Origin of the sequence: Bacillus sp. FSL K6-3149 (genome assembly GCF_038630515.1) — a bacterium.
Taxonomy (GTDB): Bacteria; Bacillota; Bacilli; order Bacillales; family Bacillaceae; genus Bacillus; species Bacillus pumilus.
The window spans coordinates 605552-628852 of sequence record NZ_CP152034.1; the positions used below are offsets into that span (position 1 = coordinate 605552).

Genomic DNA, 23301 nt, shown 5'->3' on the forward strand with positions numbered 1-23301 from the left:
CTTTTTTAAATGCCTAAAAATAGCATCACACTAAAAAGAACATTAATCAAAAACACGAACATAAAAATATACCTGACTTGTCTCACCTGAAAATCACCAAACATAAAAAGATAAAGACCTGCGATGCCAAGTGTCAGTACAGGCTGAAGAAACGGCACTAAAAGCGAAATGCCGTAGCCGGCTCCCATGAGGACAGGAAGCCATAGTAAATAGAGGTAACCGCCGTTTTTGGATTTCAAGAAACCACTCCCTCTCTTTCTTCTATCTGCTTGATTTCAGGTTGAATAAACTTGAGTCCGACAATTGTGCGGCCGCGCCTTTTTGAAGTCCAAACGGCAATTGCCGGCTGATCTGTCAGAGATTCTGCGTCAATGGTGATCAGCACTTTCTCATTTAATTCAATTGAAGCTTCAGACTCGATTTTGCATCCAGATAAACTAATATCATGTATGTTCACCGGCACCTTCTCTTCTAACCGGCCCTCATAGGACAGCGTGCCTGCCACACCTTGCAAAGGCCTTCTCATCCATTTGCGCTGCAAGGCCTTTGGTACCTTCTTCGTTTCTCTTACAAAGCGGAGAAATGTCCGAACAGCATAGGATTTTTTCTCACGATCCGTTATCGATACATGCTCTCGTGTGAATAGGAAGCGGATCAGTGATAGATACTCTGATTTTTGTGTGTCAGTAAAAGCAACACCAACCATCAGCTTGTCTCCCTCTGGATGGCTCCAAACCACATCACACGCCACACTTTCATCCTCTGAAAAGAACAATTGCGTTTGTCCTTGATAAAGAGAAGAAGCTTGATCCAATGGAATGGATAGACGCGCACCTGAATCACTCATATCTAGTAGAAAACAAGCAATCGACTCATCTTGATGATCAGAATGAAGCTGCCCCTCTTTTTCAATGACAAACCGCTCTGATTTTCGATAACGCGGACGGTCAAACGCCACAAGCAGTGCCATGAATAGACCTGCACCGTTATACATCACCCAAAATATATTAATCAACATGAGATCAGCATTCATCGTCCCATTTACCTTCACATCGTATCCTATTTTCACTAGGACAAGCAATGAGAGCAGCAAAAAGATCAAATGGGGAATCATCGTTTTCAAATGAAAGTGTCTTTTGTCCGTTTGAATTCCCTTTGGTGTGACAAGAAATTCCACTCTCTTTTTGAAAAACAGCTCACTTAAAGCCACACCAGCCAGGTGGAATGCCATAGAGCTTTCATAAATATGACTCCAAAACATGCTTCTTTTTTGATTCGACACTAGTTTAAATGCTAAATAGGAACTAAAGAACGCCGGTAACCAGAACATGAAAATGGACTGGAAATCTGCCCAGAAACTTTGAATACCAAACAATAAAAACAAAATCGGCGTGAGAATGTAAATCATTTTAAACAAACCGTTAAACCAATACACAATACCATCTAAATAAAGAACTCGCTGCATCAGCGTTAAGCCACGAACCTTCAAAGGATTAAACTTACGGGCACACTGAATGTTCCCTCTCGACCACCGATCTCTCTGCTTTAACAGATCCAGCCAGCTTTCAGGTGCCAGACCGACGGCTAATACTTCTCCGACAGACACAGATTTGAACTTTCCTTGGAGTAGCATTCCTGTCGCCATGTCTTCTGTAATCACCCCAGTAGCAAATCCGCCAATTTCATCTAAGGCGATTCTTCTAAAGACAGTATTACTACCGACATACATCACAGCATTAAACCGATCCTTCCCAGCTTGGAGGGTTTGCATGAAGAAGTCCTGCTCATTTGGAATTCGATCCTTCGAGAACATATTATATTGGAAAGGATCTTCGTTATAAAACGCCTGTGGAACTTGAACAAACGCCGTCGCTCCATCATGAAAGTAAGGCACTGTTTTTTCTAAAAACGAAGGAAGGGGGACCATATCCGCATCAAGTGTGAGAATCAGCTCCCCATTCGTTTGAGACATCGCATGGTTTAAGTTACCCGCCTTCGCATACTTGTTATCTGTTCTTGTCAGATAATGAACACTAAACTCAGAAGCAAGCTGCTCTACAGACGCCCGCTTGCCATCATCACATAAATAAATGTGGACTTTGTCCTTTGGATAAGAGAGATTCACACAACCTGCAACAGTGCGTTTCAGCACTTCAATTGGTTCATTATATGTAGCTATGAAAATATCAACTGTTGGCAGCCTGTCAAGATCACTGATCATGACTTGTTTCCGATTGGAAGGCTTCCAAACAAGTGTATAAAACACAAGCAGCTGTAAAAACCCAATGCATTCACAGGCAACAAGCAAAATACCCATCACAATATTAAAAATACCTTCATGCGGCAGTGTAAAGAAAAGACGCCAGCAAATATAGGCGGCATTTGTTAACACACAGAGCACAATGATGATTTTTTTAACAGTAGTGGCCACCGGCTGAATACGATACATTACATACAGCACAGATAAAACACAAAGCATAAACAGCGGGTAATACGTGGTGAATAATGACAATACATTTTCCTTCTTTCTTATGCCATAAATGACTATTACATATAAAATTTCATAACAAAGGAGGGGGTTTTTTCATAACATTGCCACATTGCCCCTCCAATTCTATTCAAGTAGCCAAATCAACTATTATTTCCATAACCTATCTAACTGATTTGAATAAAAATCAATCGCCTTTCGATAACTTAAAATAGCAGGATCCTTTGTCGTTTCAGTTAAACAGTTCAGTAATATTTCCATCGCTTTGCTATGTTCCTTTAAATTATACAAAGTCATGGCATAGAACGTTTGAATGGCTTTGTTGTCGGGATAAGTTTCCATCCCTTTTAGGAATATCTGTTTTGACTTTTCATATTCTCCCAAAGTTCTGTATGTACTTCCTAACCCTAGTAAAGCGTCTTCTAGTTCTTCTGAACACAATCCTAACTCAATGGCTCTTTCATAAAAAAAGACAGCTTGCCTTTCCTCTCCTAACAAGTCATAACTCCAGGCACATTGATAATGAATAGAGGCATCGTCTGGATACTTCTCTACAAGATAAGAGAGCATTTTATTTGATTCTTGAAGGTGTCCACTTTTTCGAAGTTCAATGGCTTTCTCAAGCTTCGTTTCCATCACTTCACCTCTATGCTTTTCAAGATTTTTAAGAGAACACCTTTTCATTCCGCTCAATCATCCGCGTCATGTTTTTTTCAAATTCAAGCTGTTCTTCTGCGTTCAGTCCTGAGGCTGTCAGCTGATCACTTAACGTTTGAAGCTCTTCTAGTAAAAAGCGCATAAGAAGCGCACAATCAATTGGTTCTCCAGTTAATTCTGATAAAGAAGCCATCGTATCTGGCTGTATATCAGGAAACACAGCCTTCACTTCTTCTCGTTTGTCCTTTAAAGCGGCGTCATAAAAACGGCGGATCAAGTCGGCACGTTCCCGCCCGCTTCCATCTGCACACAAATAAATTTGCACAGCAACTCCACCGCGTAATCTACGCTGAGAAATGCCTGCAAATTTCTTTCCATTGATGCTTAGATCATAACTGCCCGGACAATAAGAGCCGACAATCTCATAAGCTTCAATGTCCACCTCATACTTAGACAGCATCCGGCGGACCAATTCCACCATCGCATCATACCCGCGGTCAATATCAATGCCCTTCTTTTGTTCCGCAAAGATTAACGACACATTTAAGACACCTTCATCCAGCACCACAGCAAGACCGCCTGAGTTACGTACAATGACGCGATACCCCTCTTCCTCAAGCAGTTTCACACCATCTTGGAGAAATGGAAGTCTTGTATCCTGAATCCCAAGCACAATTGTATTGTGATGCACCCAAGAACGCGCAGTCGCTGGTGAGAGTCCTTTCCCGACTGACGCACAAAGCGTATCATCCATCGCAAAGGATTGCTTCGGGTCCACATAGAGACCTAGGCTCGATTGATCTATGATTCGCCATTTCGGCTGTGTCAGTAACTCAATAGGTTCATTTTTCATGTCCTGCATATCCTCTCGTTCATAAACTGTGTTTATTATAACATGGGATGAATGGAGGGAGAATTAGAGAGATCGTCAAAAAAGCTCCATGACATTTGACGTCACAGAGCGTTCAGTTGGATGATTCAGTTTTACTTTTCAGTGATTCATGTATTTGAAGGCTGTGATCATTCAATGATACATCCCCTACTCACCCACTCCAGCAAGTTTTCAGTCACCAACTCTGCATGCTGAGGGTCCATTACACCAGCATCCACAATCCACACCTTTTTCTCCTCTTCGGCCTGACGCATGAGAAATACTCGCCCGCCGCCATCGTCGCCAATCGCCACATAGCCGCTTGCATATTGCTGAACCTCCCATGTTGCATTTCGTTCCGTAATGTCCTCAGTGCCGTATAGTAGGACATCGCCACCAATGGAACATCCATTTGTCTGTTTCAGCAAGTTTTTATAAGCATCGGGTAGCACCATGTTTAGTTGGGATTCTGCCTTTTTGATGTTTATATCAGTTTCTGGATTGTTGATGATTAGGCCTGGGATTTGGGATAAATCGACCATTTGGATCCTCCTAGATAAGTGCTATGTTTATGAAGTTTTGCTTTATCTTTAGATTTACTTAACAGGTCACTCAATCCACAATTATATTCCAATTTATGAATTTCCCCTTGTCCAATTCTCATATATGAATTGATCAATGGCAAAGTAAATCTTGAAAGGCTTTTAATAGTCTACTAGTAAATCTAGATAATATTTATCATCCTCTTGGATATTGGTTAAAAACTCCTCTAAAGAATTAGCGATTTGGATATCATAATAGTATATTGCGCTTCTATCCTTTTCATTCAATTCAATTGACATTAAAGCTGTCTCATTTGCTTCAAAAAATATTAATTTGTTATTCTCAAATTCATCATAAATTTCAATGTCTGGATAGAATTCAAAATCATTAGCCCTTAATCGAAAGTCTCTTACAGAATAAGGGTCCATAATACGATTAATGTTAAACTCAGACCCATTAATAAAACCGTAACCTACCTCTATATAAAAATTAATTAACTCCTTGGGAAACTTTAAATCAAGTTCCTTTTCAACATCTATTATTTCTTTTTCAGTTACTAAAAAAAAACTATTTTCTTCGTTTTTCTTAATAAACTCATATCTCATTATTTTTTAACTCCTTTAAATAATGTATTTGCTGGTGAACCTGCACCATGTATACCAGCTTGATGCTCATTTGGAAATTTTGCAGGATGCATATTCCACCATTCATGCTCCCCTCCAAAAGTATTTTCAATTATATGGTGAGCATCATACTTATCTCCTTTTTTTCTAATTACTTTACCGGTTTTTTCCGAAATAATATTTTCATTATACACTGGCCACTTTTGTCCAGTATTTCTTTCCCAATCTTTGATTACTTTATTTTTCAAACTGTCAAATTTCGCCCGATGCTTAGCCGTTTCTATGGGTGACATTTTGTTATACTCTTTATTTCTTAATGCTGCTTTCAAATTATCTATTTGGTTTTTAGGTAGCTCTCTTCCTGTTCGTCCTTCTATATCCCTAACATATTTTCTTATTGTGTTAGAATCTATCTTGCTCCCTGTACTAATAGTAACCCTTTTCACCGCATTCTTCCCTTGATCCATCTTAAAAACATATTTCCCTACCTTCACTATTTTAGCGATTGGGATAATTGAAGCTACGGACAGAACTTGGTCTGTTCTGCTGATGTTTTGGCTAGTTTCTGGGTCTTTGCCAGTAACGGCTCGATATCCGTCGTAGATGCCGCTGTATTCTAGGATGATGTTTTCGGCTGTTGAGACGACTTCACCGTCTAATATGCGTTTAGCATTACTATGGCTGTAGTTAAGTCGAATTACGATGATTGGTTATACGCAGTATTGGTTAGCAAAAATATTTAAAAACCCTCAAAGAGACTCAAATTAATTCTTTTTGAGGGTTCATCTATTCTATTTTATTCCTACTTTCACTTCACCATCATGAAAAATTTCAATAACATATCCAGAAGATGGTGAAAAAATCCACGTATCAAAACTGACAGCTGTAACATCATCTATAGCTTCAAATACTTTATCTAAAGTAAATTGAATAATTGGTAACGTCCCTTCATCCCAAATTACATAAACAATATCACTGTATTCATCCATTTTTTGATATAAAAAGGACCGTATCTCATTGAATGTATCCACTTCAGCATAAGCAGATACTTTCTCCCATTCAATCTGACCATAACAATAAAATGGAAAGTGATTTTCCAAATTACTTAATATTTGTGCTCTATCATTATCATATAAAACACGTGCACCCTCACCTAGTGCCTCAATACACTCATCTAGTAAACTCATCTAAAATCTCCTTATTTATCAAAAGGAAATATATTAAATTCATTTCATAATCATAAAAAATAATCTTTTTATTCCCATCCTTCCCTATTTTCTTAAGTGGGATAATAGAAGCTATGCAAAGAGAATAGTCTGTTGCTACTGATGTTTTCGGTGATTGAGATATCCCATCATACATCTAACTTGGATAGAAAAAAGATGAACGACATCTCTGTAAACTCTGGTCTTTCCAACTCCTATTAGAGATTTATTTAACGATACATTCAGGTGAAAATTTCACAAAAACAGAGTTTGTACCATCATCCATCATTCTTTTCAATTCCTTACCTAATGAATAATTAGAATTTGGTTCTGTTTGCAATATACAAACAATATTTCCACCCTCCCCTTGAGTTAGGCAGGTTAATTGTAAATATTCAGTGTTATCATAAATAAAAGAAACGATGTAATCATAGAAATTACTTTCTAGGTTGCCCTTATTTATTTCCCCCTTAAAAACCCTGACTATGGTTCCAGCCCAAATTTGAGTATCGTCTTCAATTTCCTTAACAGATATCCAATCATTCTTAATCATTCTATTACATCCTCTCTACTTAATTTTTAAATTATGACCACCAGATGCATCAGCCGGTTTAGTTTGTTTGAAATCAAAATCAACTTCCCCTTGATGCTTCCCCTTGTTATTTGTTTTTTCAAAACGACCATGCTGCGTATCTACTGAATATAAATCTCCAGTTTTAGGGTCTTTATATACATCCCTACTATTAATCTTACTTAATTTTGAATCTTTTATTAAGCCATTACTTTTAGCAACTTCTTGTACTTTTATTTTTACAGCTGCTACGCGCTCTGCTGGAGGCAATTTCACTAACGACTTTTCAAAATCTTTAGCCCCATTCCTCGCACTTTTAGCACTCTTCTCAACCCTCTTAGCTACTTTCTCCCCTTTAATAATCTTAAAAACATATTTCCCCACTTTAACAATGTTGGTGCTTGGAACCATGTACACCCCTGCTACCAAACGATCCATATCCGCGACTTTATCACCTGTTATCGGATCTCTTCCTGTAATAACCCGAATCGCGTCGTTTATTCCTGTAAATTCAACCGCTGTATTTAAGATATTTTGGGGTTGATCGCCTGTTTTTACATCAGAAATCGGTTTAACGTTCTCAATCGTTACTTTGTTTTTTTCTGATATTCGTAACCGATACAGCATTCCGTCTCGCATGACCTCAACCGTTTTGGCATGTTCGAAGTTGATCTTTTTGTACTCATTGATATCATATACTTCTCCATTTAAGGTCACGGTTGTTTGATTGATTTTACTAGACGGCGTTTCCCGAACAACCGTCTCCACATTCGTCCGTTCTTTTTCTCTCAGCTTCTTCAGCATGATCATCATCGGGTTGTCTTTCGGGTTGTCTATTTTGTCATTCAATCCACTGATGGTGCTGCTTATTTTTTCTTCTTTTTCATTTTTGAAAATAGACCCTTTTTGATAGCTCGTGATGTCGATTTTTGGGCCGGTGAACATGGTGCTTAACGTGTTGATGTATTGCTTCATTGTTTGAAGGGAGCTTTTTGTTTCTTGTAAAGCGCTTGTTTGCTCTCTGTCAAATGCATGAAGCAGACCAACGGTTCTTGAGGTCTCGAGCCATGCTTTTTGATAGTTTTGCTGAAAAGCTGATTCGTCTACATTTGGCAAATGAACAATATGACCAATTCTGCCGATGGCATGGTTTACATCCGTTACAATCTCAGATATCGTGCGCTCCGCTTTTTTTAGTCCTTGATCTAGTTCGTGTTCAATAAATGATTGTGAGATCAAGCCGTGCTGATTTGATTCAAGTGCATGAAGCGCCTGTTTTGTGCTTTTCAGCGCAGTGCTGTATTCCTCAATGACGACCTGAAAGAATTGCAGGAAGGGAATATGACATTCTGTATAAAAGGAGCGGATGGCTTGTCCCGCCTCTCCCTTTAGTGCGCCATCAAGTGAAATGATGTGATGGATTTGTTTTTCTATGGAGCTGATTTGTTGTGATTGCTGCTTTAATGTATTCAGCGTTTGGTCAATTCCGTTTATTAGCGCAAAGGCGTCAAGGGTTTTCATTGCGTTCTCCTTTATTTTCTTTTATTGCTGGAGGCAAGCGCCTTGTCCGTTTCAATCATGGTGTTCACCGCTTGTTCTGTTTGTACAAGCTGTTTCTGAAGAATGCCTATGTAGGATGTACTTAATTCGTTCAACTGTTGATTGATTCTTTCTAATGTATCTGCTGCTAGGAGCTGGTTTCTCCCTTTGATGGTTGTTGGAAGTTTTGTATTCATTTGAGCGCCTGATTGTTTGGTATGTTGTAAAACTTGTTTGATTTCACTGGTATCTATATTGATTTCTCTACTCATGTGACTTCCCTCTTTTTTCTTCCAATTGTTTCTGCTTTTCTTTCTCTATTTTTCTTTCAACGGAATGGATCTCATGTTCTAACGAATGGATTTCCGATTTTAGGTCACTGATTTTCTCATCAATTCGATTCACTAGATTGGTCAGCTGTACACCTTTAATCTCTTGACTGGCGGATGCCATCTCGTCTCGAATGTCATCAAACGTATCTGCAAGATGGCCAAACCATGTATGTGATGTCAGATCTGGATAAGTCATTTTCTTGTTAGCATCTGCCAGAGCCGACTTTGCTTCTTTTATTTCTTTTCGACACATCTTGAGTTCTATGATTTGTTCTTTTTTTATGGATATGTCTGCCTTTAACGAGTACAAGGCTGTTGTATAACCGATGATGGCTCCAGACATCGTCAAACACCTCTATTCCTTAAATAGTCCTCCGTTATGTTACCATTTCCTAGCACAAGAGGCATATGATTGAAAACGAATTCAACGAAAAATGAATCGTACGTATTGGGTTTTTATACCTATTTCTCACGCGCAAAAAAAGCTGAATTCACCAACTGAATCCAGCTTTTGACGCTTATTTGATCGAATCACCAGCTGATGCTGATGGTTGATCGCTAAATGACGTGTCTTTCTTTTCAGAAATATAATGAAGAGAGAAACCAACAAGACTAAAAAAAGCGCTTAACACTAGTGTGGGATTTTTGAATAGGTTCGTACTTGCTATGATCAAATCTCCATTCTGCAAGAGAATCCCTAGTATTTGACCGAATACCAACAGGGTACCTGACGTTAAGAAAAGGACAAGCAGCACTTTAAATAAAAATTCCATCAATGCTCTCATGTGTTTCTCCTTTCTATACTGGAAGTATGCCCATTCCGATGAGCCAGCCAATTCCTACAATCGGCAGCATATAGTAAAGAATGAGCGGTATAAATGTTTTCTCCGGCCGGGCTCCTGCAAGACCAGAAGCGATGAAAATTGACCCAGATGCCGGCGGGGAAGCGCCTTCTGTTGATGAAAAAGCAAGAATGGCGACAACAGCGACAACAGGATCTACTCCGACTGAGATTAAAGCTGAAAATGAGACAAGCCCAACAGCTGTTAATGTGGCAGTTGAAGATAATGGTCCAGCCACCAGCGTGACAAGAACACCAACAATGAGCACCATGAGCCACTTCGGAATGGCAAGTACTGACGTGATTTGCGTCAAATCTTCTGCGAGTCCTAATTCAGCAAGCACCTGACTAGCAGCAACAGCAAACAGCATCAAGGCACCGATCGTTGTAAACTTAGGAATGGCCGACTTGAAAAACTGAGACCAATCTAACGCAGACGCTTTTTTTCTTCCAATTGTTAAGCTAATCAGCATCATGAGAATCGGAATCCACGTAATTAAAGAAATTTGATCCATTGCCTCTGGTCCAATGTTTGGATTACTTTTTAAGTAGTTTGCTAGCGGACCAATTGTGATGATGATAGGGATCAAGGCACCGAAAAAAATAAAAATCGATTTCCATCCCTGTTTCACAGCTTCTCTAAAGGGAACAATATCATCTGGCGGCATCGCTTGGATTTTATTCTTTTTCACCAGAATATACACCAAAATAAACCGGTATACGACTTGATACAGTCCTCCTATTAAAAGAGCAATATATAAATCACCTTCAGAGACAAGGGCTGCAACTGGTGCAAAGCCCAGCATGATAAACATGGAAGAGTTTGGTGGCAGCGCGGCTCCAAGTCCGCCATTCCCGGCTAGAATCGTGGCCGTATGGGTTCGGCTCCATCCTGATTTAATCATCCAAGAAGCCGTAATAGAGCCAGTGGCAGCTGTGTTTGCAGAATTTGAACCTGAAAGAGCACCTAAGACTGCTGAACCTAACGTACTCATATAAGCCGCTCCCCCAGGAAGCTTGCCGACAACCGAATTCAGGATGCGCAAGAGTGCGTGAATTAATTCCAGCTTTTCGATTAAATAGGCCATGAACACAAACGCAACGGCTGCATAAAGCACCTCATATGTGGATGCAAATTTTAAACCATCCCAGAACAGTCTAAGCGCATCCATTCCGCCAAACAAAGTGGTTGCAATAAAGCCTAACAGCATGGCTTCTCCCATATTTCGTTTCACGACGACATTCCATATAATGATGACGGCTATGAATACAATTAATGCAATAAAACCCATGTCGTTTCTTCGCCTCCCCTTTCTTAAATAAAACGCTTACAAAAATCACCCTTGCTGCATCACGTCAATGACCTCTTTCCAGCTGACCGGCTTTTTCCCATTAAACCGTTCAACGAATTGAAAGTCTGCTAATCTCTCTAGCTTCTGTTGTGCTGCCCTGGACATGCTCGCATCAATATGAGCTGAATCCAGCATTTCAATAGAGCCAAGTAATTCGACCGCTCGTCTTTTTGCATGTAATGCACTACCTGTCACAAGACGATTCATCGTCTCTTCAAAACTTTTGCTGTCCAGCGTTTCGCTTAGTGAAGAAATCACTTGATCTTCGACATTATATTTTTTAGAAATTTCCAAAAATTCAACAAGTAAACCGACGATCCCTTTCATATAAATGCTTCTTATTAGCTTTAAGGCTGAAGCATCTCCAGGCTGATCACTGATTTTTGTAATATTCATACCGTATTCTTTCGTTAATTCAATGAATCGATCTGTTCCACTTCCGCTAGCAGTGATTGGAACCTTGTGTTTGTTAACCGGAAGAGATCCTAGCATGGCGGCATCTACAAATAGAGCTTCTTGCTTTTTAATTTCGTCTGCCACTTGTTTTTTAATATCTGGAGTTGATGCCGACACATCCACATATACTTGATTTTTTTTCAAACTTCCTAATACGGATTGAGCCACTTCTAGGGTTTTATTCGCTGGCACAGCCGCAATGACAATGTCAGATTTTGCAATGACTTCACTCACATTACTTGTTAATTCGACGCCTGTGCGGGCTGCTTTTTCTTTCATTGGTCCAGCAAGTTTCTCATTCTGTAATAGTACATCATACGCATAAAAATGATCTAATCCTTCTGTTTTCAATCCCGTTGACAGCTCATATGCAGCTTCTCCATAACCGATAAAGCCTATCTTCATCACAGATTCCCCTATCTCTGGAATTTTTTCATTCTGCCCTCTAGCCATGCAGGCGCTAAGAGACTGATATCCTGCTTTCCTTCGCTCATATAATGTTGAATGGTTTTTAATCTTTGATGTTCATATGCTTGTTTCTCTTCAGCCAACGACAGCATCTCTTCTGCTTTCTCCTTCGGAACAATCACCACTCCATCATCATCTGCAACGACCAAGTCACCTGGTGATACTTTGACCCCTCCACACGAGATGATTCCATTCAATTCACCAGGCCCATCCTTAAAAGGTCCATTCGGCGTGAATCCCTTACTATAGATTGGAAAAGCTAATTCCTCTAAAGCGACTTTATCGCGGACAAGACCGTCGATCACGATTCCTTCTATTCCAACAGCTTTTGCTGAACCGGCCATCAATTCTCCTAAATATGCGTGACCCCTATGATCTTTCCCATCAACGATGAGTACATTGCCTACTTGTGCAGAATAAATCGCTTGGTGAAGAAACAGATTATCTCCTGGCCGTAAGCTCACGGTAAAAGCTGTGCCGACTACATTCATGCCTCTCGCAACTGGTTTGATTTGATGATCCATCGCGCCGGTGCATCCCATCACGTCTGACAACAAGGTTGAGTTAAGCTTTCTTGCCCTAGCTATAAGATCATTTGACACGAAATGAACAGTACTCATTGTTTTCATCATCCCCTTCGAGTTATATTCATTACATTCAATTAATTTAAAGTAATATATATTACTTTCGTGATATGATCATACCATCTCATTTTTAATTAGTAAAGCGCTTTCAAAAAAATAAAAAATGAGTCCCCACACGACTATTGTGTTGTGTGATAACTCATTTTCGTTAACATATGATTGATTTGATCTAAACGTGGTTTTGTTCTTTCTGGATCATTCATCGCTAATGCACTTAAGATGAAATCGACGATAAAGATAGCAGATACGACAGAGTTATGAGAGCCTACACTTGCTGAGGAACACGGTAATACATATTGTGCATATTTAGTTAGTGGAGAGCTGTAGCTGTCTGTAATTAAAAGGACTTCCACCCCATAAGACTTTGCTGCTTCCATCAAATCCTTCATACGCTTTGCATAACGCGGATAGCTGACCGCTATAATGAAATCACTCGAGTTGAAATGAACCAAATCATCCACCCAGTCACTTTGATCTGCATCAATATACTGGCAATTCCCCAATAGCCGATTGATTCCTAACGACATGTATTCGCCAACAGGTCTTCCACTTCGGACACTTGTACACAAAACGTGGCGCGCATTGGCTATTTTCCCAACAATTTGCTGAAAGGTTTCTTCCGTGATATTGTCCAATGCGTACTGGATATTTTGAAATTGCAATTCTACATGGTTATGCAGGAGCTTACTCTTATTTGAATGCTTGAGATTCGCCTCAAGTCTTGTTTGAGGGTCGGCTTTATGCTTCATCGCTGATTGAAGCTCTTTTTGAAACTCAGAAAAACCAGAATACCCCACAGCAGCAGAGAAGCGCATGATGGTTGCTGTACTCGTCCCGACTTTTGACGCCAATTTATCGACAGTTAAAAAAGCGACCTCCATTGGATGTTGTACGATATAATCTGCAATTCTCCTTTGTGCATCGGTTAAAAAAGCGACCTTATGCTGAAGCTTATGTATTAAATCCTCCATTTTAGCACCTGCCCATCCTATCGGCTTTATCTACGATCAGATTGTTTTCTTTCTATATTGTACACATTTGTCCAAAATAAAAAAACAGCCAGCACGAATCTATCGCGCTGACTGCTTTAGCCGAGATGCTATTTTATAGTGCTTGAGCTGCTGTGATAAGCGCAAGGTTGTAAACGTCTTCAGCATTACAGCCTCTTGAAAGGTCATTTACTGGTTGGTTTAAGCCTTGCAAGATTGGACCTACAGCTTCAAAGTTACCTAAGCGCTGTGCAATTTTGTAGCCGATGTTTCCAGCTTCTAGGCTAGGGAAAACAAATACGCTAGCATCGCCTTTAATGACGGAATCTGGTGCTTTTTTCGCTGCTACTGAAGGAACGAAAGCTGCATCGAATTGGAATTCTCCATCAAGTACAAGCTCAGGTGCCTTTTCTTTTGCAATGCGAACTGCTTCAGAAACTTTTTCTGTTTCGTCTGATTTTGCTGAGCCTTTAGTAGAGAAGCTAAGCATTGCCACACGTGGTTCGATGTCGAACATTTTGGCTGTGTTTGCACTTTCGATCGCAATTTCAGCTAGATCTTGGCTATCTGGTGCAATGTTGATTGCACAATCAGCAAACACATATTGCTCTTCACCACGAGCCATGATGAAGACGCCAGATGTTTTCTTTACGCCTTCTTTTGTTTTAATGATTTGAAGTGCTGGGCGTACTGTGTCAGCAGTTGAGTGTGCTGCACCGCTCACAAGTCCGTCTGCAAGACCTTTGTACACAAGCATCGTACCGAAGTAGTTTTCATCTAGTAATGCTTTTCTTGCTTGCTCTTCTGTTGCTTTGCCTTTACGTCTTTCTACGAAAGCTTGTACAAGCTCTTCAAAACCTTCATATGTATGAGGATCATACACGTCAACACCATCAAGTGTAAGACCTAATTCTTTTGCTTTTGCTTCAACTTCTTGTGTTTTACCTACAACAATTGGCTGCAAGACTTTGCCATCTGCTAGTTTTTGAACGGCTGTTAGAATGCGTTCGTCCATTCCCTCAGGAAAAACGATCTTTACTCCTTTACCTGCAACCTTTTCCTGAACTGTTGAAAAAATATCTGCCACTTATATACCCTCCTTGATTTTACAAAAAAAGCGTTCTCTTTCAAGCATACTCTTCTTCTACATAAATTCAAACTACCAACTTACATTATAGCGCTTACAAATTAAATTCTTATTTTTCAAACTAATTTAATCAATTTCCATAAAAGCTGACTTCGTCGTTCAAGTTTTGATCACATCTCCATTTGGACAAACTATGTTATAGTTGGAACAGATGGAAAACTGTAAATAGGAGTGAAATAAATGAGCGAACAACATACAACCAATGAAGCAGCTCAAACACTAGACGGCTGGTATGCACTGCATGATTTTAGAACCTTTGACTGGACAGCTTGGAAGCTGCTGACAAGTGATGAGCGCCAAGCGATTCTTCATGAGTTCACAGGTCTATTAGAAAAATGGAAAACAGCTGAGCACGATAAGGCTGGAAGCCAAACAATCTATAGTATTGTCGGCCAAAAAGCAGATATTATGCTCATGATTTTGCGTCCAACCATGGAAGAACTGGGTGAAATTGAACTTGAATTCAACAAGACACGACTAGCAGAGTTTACGATCCCAGCTTATTCATACGTTTCAGTTGTTGAACTTAGCAACTACTTAGCAGGAGGCGGAGATGGCGGAGACCCTTACGAGAACCCGCATGTACGTGCACGTCTATACCCAGAGCTCCCTTCTTCTCAATACGTGTGCTTCTATCCAATGGATAAAAGACGTTCCGGCAACGACAACTGGTACATGCTCTCTATGGATGAGCGTAAATCACTCATGAGAAGCCATGGCTTAATCGGCCGCAGCTATGCTGGTAAAGTAAAGCAGATCATTACAGGCTCCGTCGGTTTTGATGATTATGAGTGGGGCGTCACTCTTTTCTCTGACGATGTGCTTCAATTCAAAAAATTGGTTTATGAAATGCGCTTTGATGAAGTCAGTGCACGCTACGGCGAATTTGGTTCCTTCTTTGTCGGAAACCGCTTAGCAAACGAGCAGCTGGCGTCTTATTTTCATGTATGATAAACTCTTAAGGCTTCGGATCTTTCCGAAGCCTTTTTATGTATTTTTTAGAAAGGTGATCACATCATGAAATACTTCCCCATCGCTATTTTTACTTTAACGCTCGGTGCGTTTTCGATTGGTATGACTGAATTTGTCATTATGGGACTTTTGCCAAACGTCGCAAACGACCTTCATGTATCTATCTCTGCTTCAGGGCAGCTGATTACTGGATATGCACTTGGTGTGGCAGTTGGCGGCCACATTGGTTAATCCCCCCTTCTCGTAGAGATGGGGGTTTTCATTTGAATAGCAACAGACATAGATACTCATGAAGTCAGAAAGAAAATTCACAGGATTGGCTTTGTATGTGAGCATTTGGGATACGTTGTGCAACCATAAAACGAACGGCCAGAATGTCTATTTTTTTTACGGACCATTTGAGCTCCACAAACACACTTGATCGGCTTTGCCTTTACTTTCTGTTTGAATTCACCAGCTGTCAGGCTTACTGATAAATTGAGTGCTGTCATTAGTTCAATGAGTTTGTATCTATCCAAAAGCTTAACATCATTGCTTTCAGCCAGTTCTCGCGCATCTTTTGTATAAAAGTTGTTCGTGATCACCCAAGACTCTTCAGCCTTATAGTGATTTTTGGCGGTCTCTATTTCCTGAATTGCTTTTATACCGACCTTAGCTTTTTGACGCTTTGCTTGCACTACGATCTTTGCGCCTGATTTTTTTATGATGAGATCAGCCCCAAAATCCTTTCTTTCAGGTGTCACCTGAACCTTATAATCATTGGTCCTAAACATATATGCTAGGTATTGCTCAAACTGAAAACCATCCATATAGTCAATATCCTTAATGCTAGACTTTACGAATTTGCTCTTGTTTTTGTTTTTTGAAAGAAAGCTTGCAACAAGATAACAAAAACCTATCATTACGATTACGGCAAATACAATAAACAAGACATTCCAGGTGTTAGGTAGTTTCAATAAGATATTTCTCCTCACCAAAATTGACTCCTCCTATTGTAAAGAAAGAAAAAAAACCTCCTAAATAGGAGGCTGTCTTTGCTCAGAAAATTCCACTCTTTTATTTTCAAAGCTTGACTTTAGTTTCATTTTTACAGTATCCATTTAGTAATTTGGTCGTTTCCTTTGGCGTGGCTTTTTTCTCCCCCAATTTCTCCAAATTTTTCTTAAACAAAAACTATAAGCCTTAGAATTTTCAAGAATAGGTTTCCCGCACTGTTTACCAGTTGCTATTACTTCTCGTTCAAATTTATTGTCTTAATGTTGTTCTTAATGTCAGTACAAGTTTTATTGATAAAAAGCCTCAATTCCATGTAAAAGTCTTATTTCGTCATTTTGCATGCTTCAACTTCCAACAGCAATAACTCTAGATATACTGTTGCATGCATTTTAGTAAGAAGATAATCATCCGGCATCATTTGAATTTATGTTCTTCCCAGCTACGTTGAAATTAACTTGTTGTCTTTACGTTCAATGTAACCACGTTTGATTAGTAGCTCAATGATAGAATCGCGCGTTGCCACCGTACCGATTCCTTCAGCACGTTTCCATGTTTTCTTCTCTTCATCATCTAATAGCCCCTTTATATTCAATTTTTGGTGCAGCTGCATACGCCGTATTTTTCTTGAAAAGATTGAATAAAAATGACAGTTCAAATTCATTACTTTCAATCTGTTCTTCAAAAACTAATTCTTAAAATTTTTTTCAACATGATTAATCAATTTTTCTTTCCCATCCATTTCTAAACAGCCCTCATTATTAATCCCAAATGTTTCTATCCCCTTGGCTGTATAATTAGTGGTTGGGTTATCATTTGTGGAAAGCATTAAAGAAGCTATAACAATTAAACTTAAAACAATCAATAAACGCCTTAATAATAATTTCTTATACATATCCTCACCCTTTTTAATAAAAAAAGAGTATTCCTTTTTAAGAAATACTCTTTTTTCTTGCTATTTATTTAGTTCATCTCATGGCACGTCAAGTTAGAATGAATGCCGTAATAAAAGACTGTAGATGCTACAATTAAATATGGAAACCAACTTAAAATACATTATATGGTACAAGAAATGTAACTTCCATATTTATTCGTATTATCTCTTTTTATAATGTTGGTTTTTGGCATGTACCAACAACCTTGGATTTCCTATCATAAATAGAAAACCTCAGTCACGAATTGGATCACAAGTGGATTTTAAGCTTCTCCCCACTAACTAGATTAGTCGTATAGTTAACTTGGTTGGTGATCTTCGACCAAGCACCACGCATAATTTTTTTAAAAAGAACATTTTAATAACAATTACAGTTTAACTTGCTCTCTATAACTAACTGATCTTGACCTACCAACCTTAACCAGTTCACTATTTCTATTCTTGCGTTTAGCAAGAACTTTGCCTTCTATTGTTCTTACTGTTCTTATATCATAATAAATTTCATGCAATCTTAAGACTTGATTATTATGGACATTTTGAACAAATAAACTTGATTTCAGAACATAAATCTCTTTATTAAAGGTCTTAATCGTCACTGTATTAGCAAGATCAACAAATTCAAATCTTACCATTTTTTCTTCTGACATTTTTTGCACCTGTCTCATATGTAATGTTGCACCACCGTTTATAAATTTTCTGTTAAATCCTCTGTCTTTATTCCTAATGTTTGCGCGATTTTCATCATCACAGCAAGAGAGGATTTATTATAGTCACCATTCTCAATCTTAGAGATGGTTGCTTGTGAAACCCCGGATACTGCTGCCAACTGAAACTGGGTCCACCCTTTTTCTTTTCTCTTTTCTTTAACGATGTTCTTTATTGTTTTCAACTCCTTAAGGTATTTTTCAAAACTTTTATTCCTTCAGGAATATTCATCAGAAATTAAAATATCTCACCTTTTTCTGCTATTATTAAATTAATAACAAACATTGGTGCGTGGATCTTATGAACGAATTACAAAATGAAATAGGAAGAAGAATTCTCAAACGCAGGCAAGCATTAAAGATATCATCTACTGAATTCTCTCGCCTTTCAGGAGTCTCCCAATCCTCTATAAGTAAAATTGAAATGGGGACTTCCTCACCCAAACATCGAGACACTGATTAAAATTTGCAATGCTTTAAATATTTTATGAAGTTCTGCCTAAATCTCTCTTCCCTGAAATTGATGATAGTGCTCAGATTAATGAAAAGCTTATGCATGTACTTAATAAATGTCAGGTGGCGAAATAGAGTTTATTCAATCATTTTTATCAACTACTGTTCTTTCACATATGAACAATATTGCCCCCTCATACAATCCTTCAACGAATTAAGTGATAAGGAACGTGACTTATTGAGGGCATTTTTAAATTCGATTACGAATATTACTTTACAAGATGATAAAACAAAAAGGGAGGGTTAATTTTATACCCCCCCTTTATTTAAGTTTCTCCTTTATCGTCTTCAACTGTTTTTTTATTGTTTCGACCGATTTAAACAAATGTTCCGCGATCTGCACTCTTGTTAACCCTTTTTCTTTTAATTTATAAACCTCTCTTTCGGCCGGAGTTAATATGCTAGCTTTTCTCTCCATACGCAGTTCATTAATCAACAGGCTTGAAACATCAGCATTTAATGTAACCTTATCTATAAAAGCTTCTCTAATAAATTTTGGGATATCTTTGTACGATGACTTGTTAATGTAATTCATGGCCCCTTGATCAAATGACTCTAGAATGATTGCAGGCTCTTCCCAGGAAGTAAGCATGATGATCTTCTGGAAACCTCTTTCAACCAACTCTTTTGATAAATCTAAACCGCCTAATTCCTCATCTTCAGATAAAGTTAAATCCATAAGTATAATATCAATTTCATGATTCTCCAGCTGCAAGGCTTCACTTTTTGTGAAAGCTTTTTTTACAACAACCATATCTTTTTCTTTCGAAATTAAGTCGCTAATACCCTTCATCCACACTGGATCATCCTCAACAATCATTACCTTGATCCTATTATCCATAGCTTTCACCAACAATTTCTTTTTTCGAACTTGATTTTAAGTTGCTAACTCTGTTTCTAGGAATAGTTAAGGTTATAGTTGTTCCCTCTCCTAGTTGGCTATTTACTTTTATGCTGCCGTTATGTTTTGTCATGACGTTATAACAATATGTTAAGCCAAGACCAAAATTTCCAACCTTCTTTTTTGTAGAGAAAAACGGGTCTAACATTTTGGCCTGCATTTCTTTATTAACGCCCTTTCCATTATCAGCGACATCAATATGTAATTTACGACGCACCTGGTAGACTCTGATCTTTATCTGTTTATTATCCTTCATTGCTTCCATCGCGTTTTCCATTAAATTTAATAACGTTTCTTGCAAGTGAATAGGATCTGCATAGATATTCGCATCCACTTCAAATAATTTCTTTAATTGTACAGTGCTGATCTGTGGCTGAAGTAGTTCAACACTTGAATTAACAAGGTCTATAATATTAAATTCTGTTTCCTTTAATTCCATAATATCTAGTTTACTTTGAATACGGCTCGACAACTCAAACAAGTGAGTGGCTGATTTAAGAATCATATCAACTGATTCCTGGTTTTCCCCAAATTTTGACTCTTTGAGGTCATTTGCAAGAAGATCTATTTTTGCTACTTCATTTTTTATTGAATGATTTAATAAGGCAGTACCAGATGTTACTGCCTTCATGGTTAAGTCTCTTCTTTGTTTTTCAAACTTTATTTGTACTCCCAGGAAGCCATATTTGATTATAAAATAAACAAATAATACAAAAGCAATAGCTATTACCCAAGGGTTTAGCATCCACACACCAAATATTCCAAAGGCTTCTAAAATTATATTGGTGAATACCGCGAATAAGAGTGTTGGTACAATAACTAGACAAGTATAAATTTTTTGTCTTTTGCTTGTTATACTCTTATCTGTATATGCTGCATAAACCATCAATCCTAAAGAAATAAAGACGTATGGTACGACCCATAATGAAAGAACTACATGATGTGTTTGCCATAGAGGGAATTCCGTAAAGTAAATTTGCATAATGATTACGGGTATGAACAAAATTATTTTCCAAATGAAACTTTGCTTTTTACTTTTGATTATTTCTGAAAACACAAGGCCGAAAATCATGATTGCATATGCTGTTCCATAGTGTCCAATAGATGATGTAATGTAATGGATTAGCTGTAGATGGCTAGATGAACCATCCAAGTAATACGACAAAATTACACTTAAACCACCAAAACCACCAAAAAATCCAATAAAGCTACCCCATCTTGTTTTTTCATTTTCAGGATAAGTAAGAAACAAAACTAAACTCATGGCCCACAACAATGCAGTTAGGATGAACATCATTTTATTTCCTTAGCCTACTTTCAATAAATTGAAGTGTGTCAGCTGCTATTCTATTTCTAGATAGAACAATTCCAGCATGCCCACAACTGTATACGTGCCTTTTAGGTTGATTCCAGCTATTCCACAGAGTATCAGCATCGTTTATGTCGATATACATGTCATATTTTCCTGATATTAAGAGTACATTTTCTTTGTCTACGAGAAGTTTTGCTTTACTAGGGTTGATAATATCCCAAGCTTTGTCGAGTTCTTCATACGTTGTCCCATGTTCCTCCAGATCTCTTCGTATATACTTCCCAGGAAGAGTGTTCCAGATGGAATGCGCAATATTATTCGCATAAAAAGCTGATACAACAATATTCACGTCTTTCTCGACTGTTGCTAATAAGTTTGTTAGCCACCCTCCTAAACTAATACCAACTACGATTATTTCCCCACCTTCATTTTCCTTGATCCATTTAATCAGCCCTCTAAGTTCAACAATAGCTTGCTGGGAGGATTGCACTGTTCGACTTATATTGGCGCTAATCATGTGTTCACCAGAATATGTTGAATTTTGCGGTTCCCTATCGAAATGATAAGGCAACGTGTAGTAATACATATTCCAATCATAACTTTTAACGATCTTATCGTGATAAATCTTCTTGATTCTGTCGTATGAATCCATACGCCATCCATGTACGAAGATTACATTGGGCTTGTATTTTGACTCTTTTCGTAAAAACACTTCCCCAGAAACCTTGTCATTCTTATCTACACCAGATTTGATGCTTGAATTAAAAGAAAATATTCCACTTTTTAAGTTTGTTGTATGGTTATCGATGTGAAATTCTAAATCAATTGGCTGAGTACTAAAAAAACGACCCCTATTACCTACGTCAATAGGCAGGTTATTATAGTGACTTTCTTTGCTTCTTGTTCTGTGCATATCCATTAATGCTGCGTAATCTATTACTTTTAAAAGCTTCAAAAGAATTAACTCCTTTAAACCCAAATTATTACTATACGAATATTTTAGCATAAAAAGGTTATTTTTTTGGAAACAAATTAAATAAATAAATTGATAAATGAAAGCTTATTAGTAAGCCAATAATGTGTAATTAACAAGATAGATTAAAGTAACCATTAATATAAAAATACACAATAAAAAGACAAAAAATATAAGGGAAATCATAAAAGACCTTGTCGATGCATATATATCAATAGGTTGAGAGACTTTAAAGATTAATATAAATCCACATCAACAAACTCACATCAGCCATAATACCTTATTAACAATTCACATTTTTATAAATACATTTAGTCTGTTTAAGATATCTTGAAATACAGAATTTTATTTTCTATATATGCCCTCAGCCATTCTGCCTTTAATATAGGGAATGCCGGCGGTGCAGCGCTTGGCGGTCTTGCTATCGAAAACACATTTACAGCTTGTTTCGTTATTTGCTGCAGCTGTGACATTTATTGGTCTTATCATTACAATTATGAGCTATCAGTCAGATAAACGAATAAAAAGGACCTGAGACAGGTCCTTTCAGCGTGTAGACAAACCCTCGCATTCGTTGTCAGTCCTGCGCTCCAATGCTCACGAATGTCAAATTCGCTCCGCTCCGGCGCTCGCCCTTCCTAGACTTCAAAGGTTTTCTATCACGCTGAGCTGAAAAGAAGACACAGGGCTAAAATAAAGATCATTTTAGCCCTGTGTCAACAATCTGAAACTTTTTATTTCACCACGGTCATTTCTGGCTCTTCTATTGGTTTCACACGTTCCTGAATGGGATGAGAAAAAGAGTGCTCTGATAAGACGATATGAGATACTGTTTTTGTAAACCCAGACACTGCCTGAATAAAGGCTTCAATTTCTTCAAGGGAAACGACTGACAGCTTAATGAAAAAGCATGACTGCCCTGCCACTCGATAAGCAAAAAAAGCGCGTGGGTGCTGATTCATAAAAGCCACAAAACGTTGATACTCCCCGTTTAGCACTGTGACTTCCAGCAGGCAGTCAATCATAAGCCCTAATTTTTTATAGTTAACCTGAACCGAATACCCTTCGATAATCCCTGCATCTTCTAATTTACGCACTCTTTCTGCTACCGCAGGTGCGGATAAATTGACCCGCTTGGACAATTCCCTCATAGATAAGCGGGCATCTTCTTTCAATTCATTTAAAATATGCACATCAACATCGGTGATTTTCATTCGTACCTCTCCTATCCAAAAATCGTTCCATTTGAAAAGTATTTTATGATAATACTTAT

General features: G+C 38.3%; 26 protein-coding genes and 2 pseudogenes. 2 read left to right on the forward strand and 26 right to left on the reverse strand.

Annotated elements, in window-relative coordinates; all coding sequences use genetic code 11:
• Positions 1–5: 5 nt before the first annotated feature.
• The 18 genes and pseudogenes from MHB83_RS03140 to pta all read right to left on the reverse strand — a co-directional run bounded on the left by MHB83_RS03140 (position 6) and on the right by pta (position 14666).
• On the reverse strand, positions 6–239 hold the full coding sequence (locus tag MHB83_RS03140; protein ID WP_284907448.1) for a DUF5970 family protein: 234 nt from the start codon (positions 237–239) through the stop codon (positions 6–8).
• On the reverse strand, positions 236–2512 hold the full coding sequence (locus MHB83_RS03145; RefSeq protein ID WP_268492351.1) for a glycosyltransferase: 2277 nt from the start codon (positions 2510–2512) through the stop codon (positions 236–238). The genes MHB83_RS03140 and MHB83_RS03145 overlap by 4 nt, the downstream gene beginning before the upstream one ends.
• 126 nt (positions 2513–2638) lie before the next feature.
• Positions 2639–3124, reverse strand: coding sequence for a tetratricopeptide repeat protein (locus MHB83_RS03150; RefSeq protein ID WP_342496629.1), 486 nt, complete (start codon positions 3122–3124; stop codon positions 2639–2641).
• 28 nt (positions 3125–3152) lie between these two features.
• Positions 3153–3998, reverse strand: a complete 846-nt coding sequence (locus tag MHB83_RS03155) for a lipoate--protein ligase family protein (RefSeq protein ID WP_251190676.1) — start codon at positions 3996–3998, stop codon at positions 3153–3155.
• Positions 3999–4165: 167 nt separating this feature from the next.
• The gene (locus tag MHB83_RS03160) at positions 4166–4558 is read right to left on the reverse strand and encodes an SMI1/KNR4 family protein (protein ID WP_309216055.1); all 393 of its coding nucleotides are present in this window, start codon (positions 4556–4558) and stop codon (positions 4166–4168) included.
• Positions 4559–4720: 162 nt separating this feature from the next.
• Entirely contained in the window at positions 4721–5164 is a 444-nt protein-coding gene (locus MHB83_RS03165) for an SMI1/KNR4 family protein (protein ID WP_050944474.1), read from the reverse strand.
• A pseudogene (locus MHB83_RS03170) lies at positions 5164–5856 on the reverse strand (pre-toxin TG domain-containing protein); the annotation flags it as partial. The gene MHB83_RS03165 and the pseudogene MHB83_RS03170, both read right to left, overlap by 1 nt.
• A 117-nt stretch (positions 5857–5973) precedes the next feature.
• A complete protein-coding gene (locus MHB83_RS03175) occupies positions 5974–6369 on the reverse strand; it encodes a hypothetical protein (RefSeq protein ID WP_342496630.1) in 396 nt (131 codons plus the stop codon).
• A gap of 244 nt (positions 6370–6613) precedes the next feature.
• Complete coding sequence (locus MHB83_RS03180) at positions 6614–6940, reverse strand: hypothetical protein (protein ID WP_342496631.1); 327 nt, start codon at positions 6938–6940, stop codon at positions 6614–6616.
• Between the two features lie 15 nt (positions 6941–6955).
• Entirely contained in the window at positions 6956–8479 is a 1524-nt protein-coding gene (locus MHB83_RS03185; RefSeq protein ID WP_342496632.1) for a T7SS effector LXG polymorphic toxin, read from the reverse strand.
• Positions 8480–8490: 11 nt separating this feature from the next.
• On the reverse strand, positions 8491–8769 hold the full coding sequence (locus tag MHB83_RS03190) for a YwqI/YxiC family protein (RefSeq protein ID WP_342496633.1): 279 nt from the start codon (positions 8767–8769) through the stop codon (positions 8491–8493).
• Positions 8762–9172 (reverse strand): DUF5082 family protein, encoded by a 411-nt coding sequence (locus tag MHB83_RS03195; protein WP_058013432.1) that lies wholly within the window; start codon positions 9170–9172, stop codon positions 8762–8764. The genes MHB83_RS03190 and MHB83_RS03195 overlap by 8 nt, the downstream gene beginning before the upstream one ends.
• A 175-nt stretch (positions 9173–9347) precedes the next feature.
• The gene (locus tag MHB83_RS03200; protein WP_003215032.1) at positions 9348–9614 is read right to left on the reverse strand and encodes a hypothetical protein; all 267 of its coding nucleotides are present in this window, start codon (positions 9612–9614) and stop codon (positions 9348–9350) included.
• 13 nt (positions 9615–9627) lie between these two features.
• Entirely contained in the window at positions 9628–10962 is a 1335-nt protein-coding gene (locus MHB83_RS03205; RefSeq protein WP_003214816.1) for a TRAP transporter large permease subunit, read from the reverse strand.
• Positions 10963–11007: 45 nt separating this feature from the next.
• Positions 11008–11883 (reverse strand): prephenate dehydrogenase/arogenate dehydrogenase family protein, encoded by an 876-nt coding sequence (locus MHB83_RS03210; protein ID WP_050944478.1) that lies wholly within the window; start codon positions 11881–11883, stop codon positions 11008–11010.
• An 11-nt stretch (positions 11884–11894) separates the two neighbouring features.
• Positions 11895–12566, reverse strand: a complete 672-nt coding sequence (locus tag MHB83_RS03215) for an RraA family protein (protein ID WP_342496634.1) — start codon at positions 12564–12566, stop codon at positions 11895–11897.
• A 143-nt stretch (positions 12567–12709) separates the two neighbouring features.
• Positions 12710–13561, reverse strand: a complete 852-nt coding sequence (locus MHB83_RS03220) for a MurR/RpiR family transcriptional regulator (protein WP_113767832.1) — start codon at positions 13559–13561, stop codon at positions 12710–12712.
• A gap of 133 nt (positions 13562–13694) precedes the next feature.
• The gene (gene pta, locus MHB83_RS03225) at positions 13695–14666 is read right to left on the reverse strand and encodes a phosphate acetyltransferase (protein WP_003215086.1); all 972 of its coding nucleotides are present in this window, start codon (positions 14664–14666) and stop codon (positions 13695–13697) included.
• A gap of 240 nt (positions 14667–14906) precedes the next feature.
• Here pta and hemQ point away from each other — a divergent pair, with 240 nt between their 5' ends.
• Both hemQ and MHB83_RS03235 read left to right on the forward strand, forming a co-directional pair.
• Complete coding sequence (gene hemQ, locus MHB83_RS03230) at positions 14907–15677, forward strand: hydrogen peroxide-dependent heme synthase (protein ID WP_003215092.1); 771 nt, start codon at positions 14907–14909, stop codon at positions 15675–15677.
• A 66-nt stretch (positions 15678–15743) separates the two neighbouring features.
• A pseudogene (locus MHB83_RS03235) lies at positions 15744–15917 on the forward strand (MFS transporter); the annotation flags it as partial.
• Between the two features lie 89 nt (positions 15918–16006).
• On the opposite strand, the gene MHB83_RS03240 reads toward MHB83_RS03235, so the two are convergent.
• The 8 genes from MHB83_RS03240 to MHB83_RS03275 form a co-directional block, all read right to left on the reverse strand.
• Complete coding sequence (locus MHB83_RS03240; protein ID WP_321999887.1) at positions 16007–16654, reverse strand: restriction endonuclease; 648 nt, start codon at positions 16652–16654, stop codon at positions 16007–16009.
• Between the two features lie 725 nt (positions 16655–17379).
• A complete protein-coding gene (locus MHB83_RS03245) occupies positions 17380–17586 on the reverse strand; it encodes a hypothetical protein (protein WP_226804340.1) in 207 nt (68 codons plus the stop codon).
• 407 nt (positions 17587–17993) lie between these two features.
• Positions 17994–18272 (reverse strand): hypothetical protein, encoded by a 279-nt coding sequence (locus MHB83_RS03250; protein WP_226804342.1) that lies wholly within the window; start codon positions 18270–18272, stop codon positions 17994–17996.
• A 38-nt stretch (positions 18273–18310) separates the two neighbouring features.
• A complete protein-coding gene (locus MHB83_RS03255) occupies positions 18311–18451 on the reverse strand; it encodes a helix-turn-helix transcriptional regulator (RefSeq protein WP_229200327.1) in 141 nt (46 codons plus the stop codon).
• 653 nt (positions 18452–19104) lie between these two features.
• Entirely contained in the window at positions 19105–19662 is a 558-nt protein-coding gene (locus MHB83_RS03260) for a response regulator transcription factor (RefSeq protein ID WP_229200331.1), read from the reverse strand.
• Between the two features lie 13 nt (positions 19663–19675).
• The gene (locus tag MHB83_RS03265; RefSeq protein WP_268453518.1) at positions 19676–21037 is read right to left on the reverse strand and encodes a HAMP domain-containing sensor histidine kinase; all 1362 of its coding nucleotides are present in this window, start codon (positions 21035–21037) and stop codon (positions 19676–19678) included.
• Positions 21038–21041: 4 nt separating this feature from the next.
• Positions 21042–22010 (reverse strand): alpha/beta hydrolase family protein, encoded by a 969-nt coding sequence (locus tag MHB83_RS03270; RefSeq protein ID WP_226804352.1) that lies wholly within the window; start codon positions 22008–22010, stop codon positions 21042–21044.
• A 752-nt stretch (positions 22011–22762) separates the two neighbouring features.
• A complete protein-coding gene (locus MHB83_RS03275; RefSeq protein WP_226804356.1) occupies positions 22763–23242 on the reverse strand; it encodes an Lrp/AsnC family transcriptional regulator in 480 nt (159 codons plus the stop codon).
• Positions 23243–23301 lie beyond the last annotated feature (59 nt).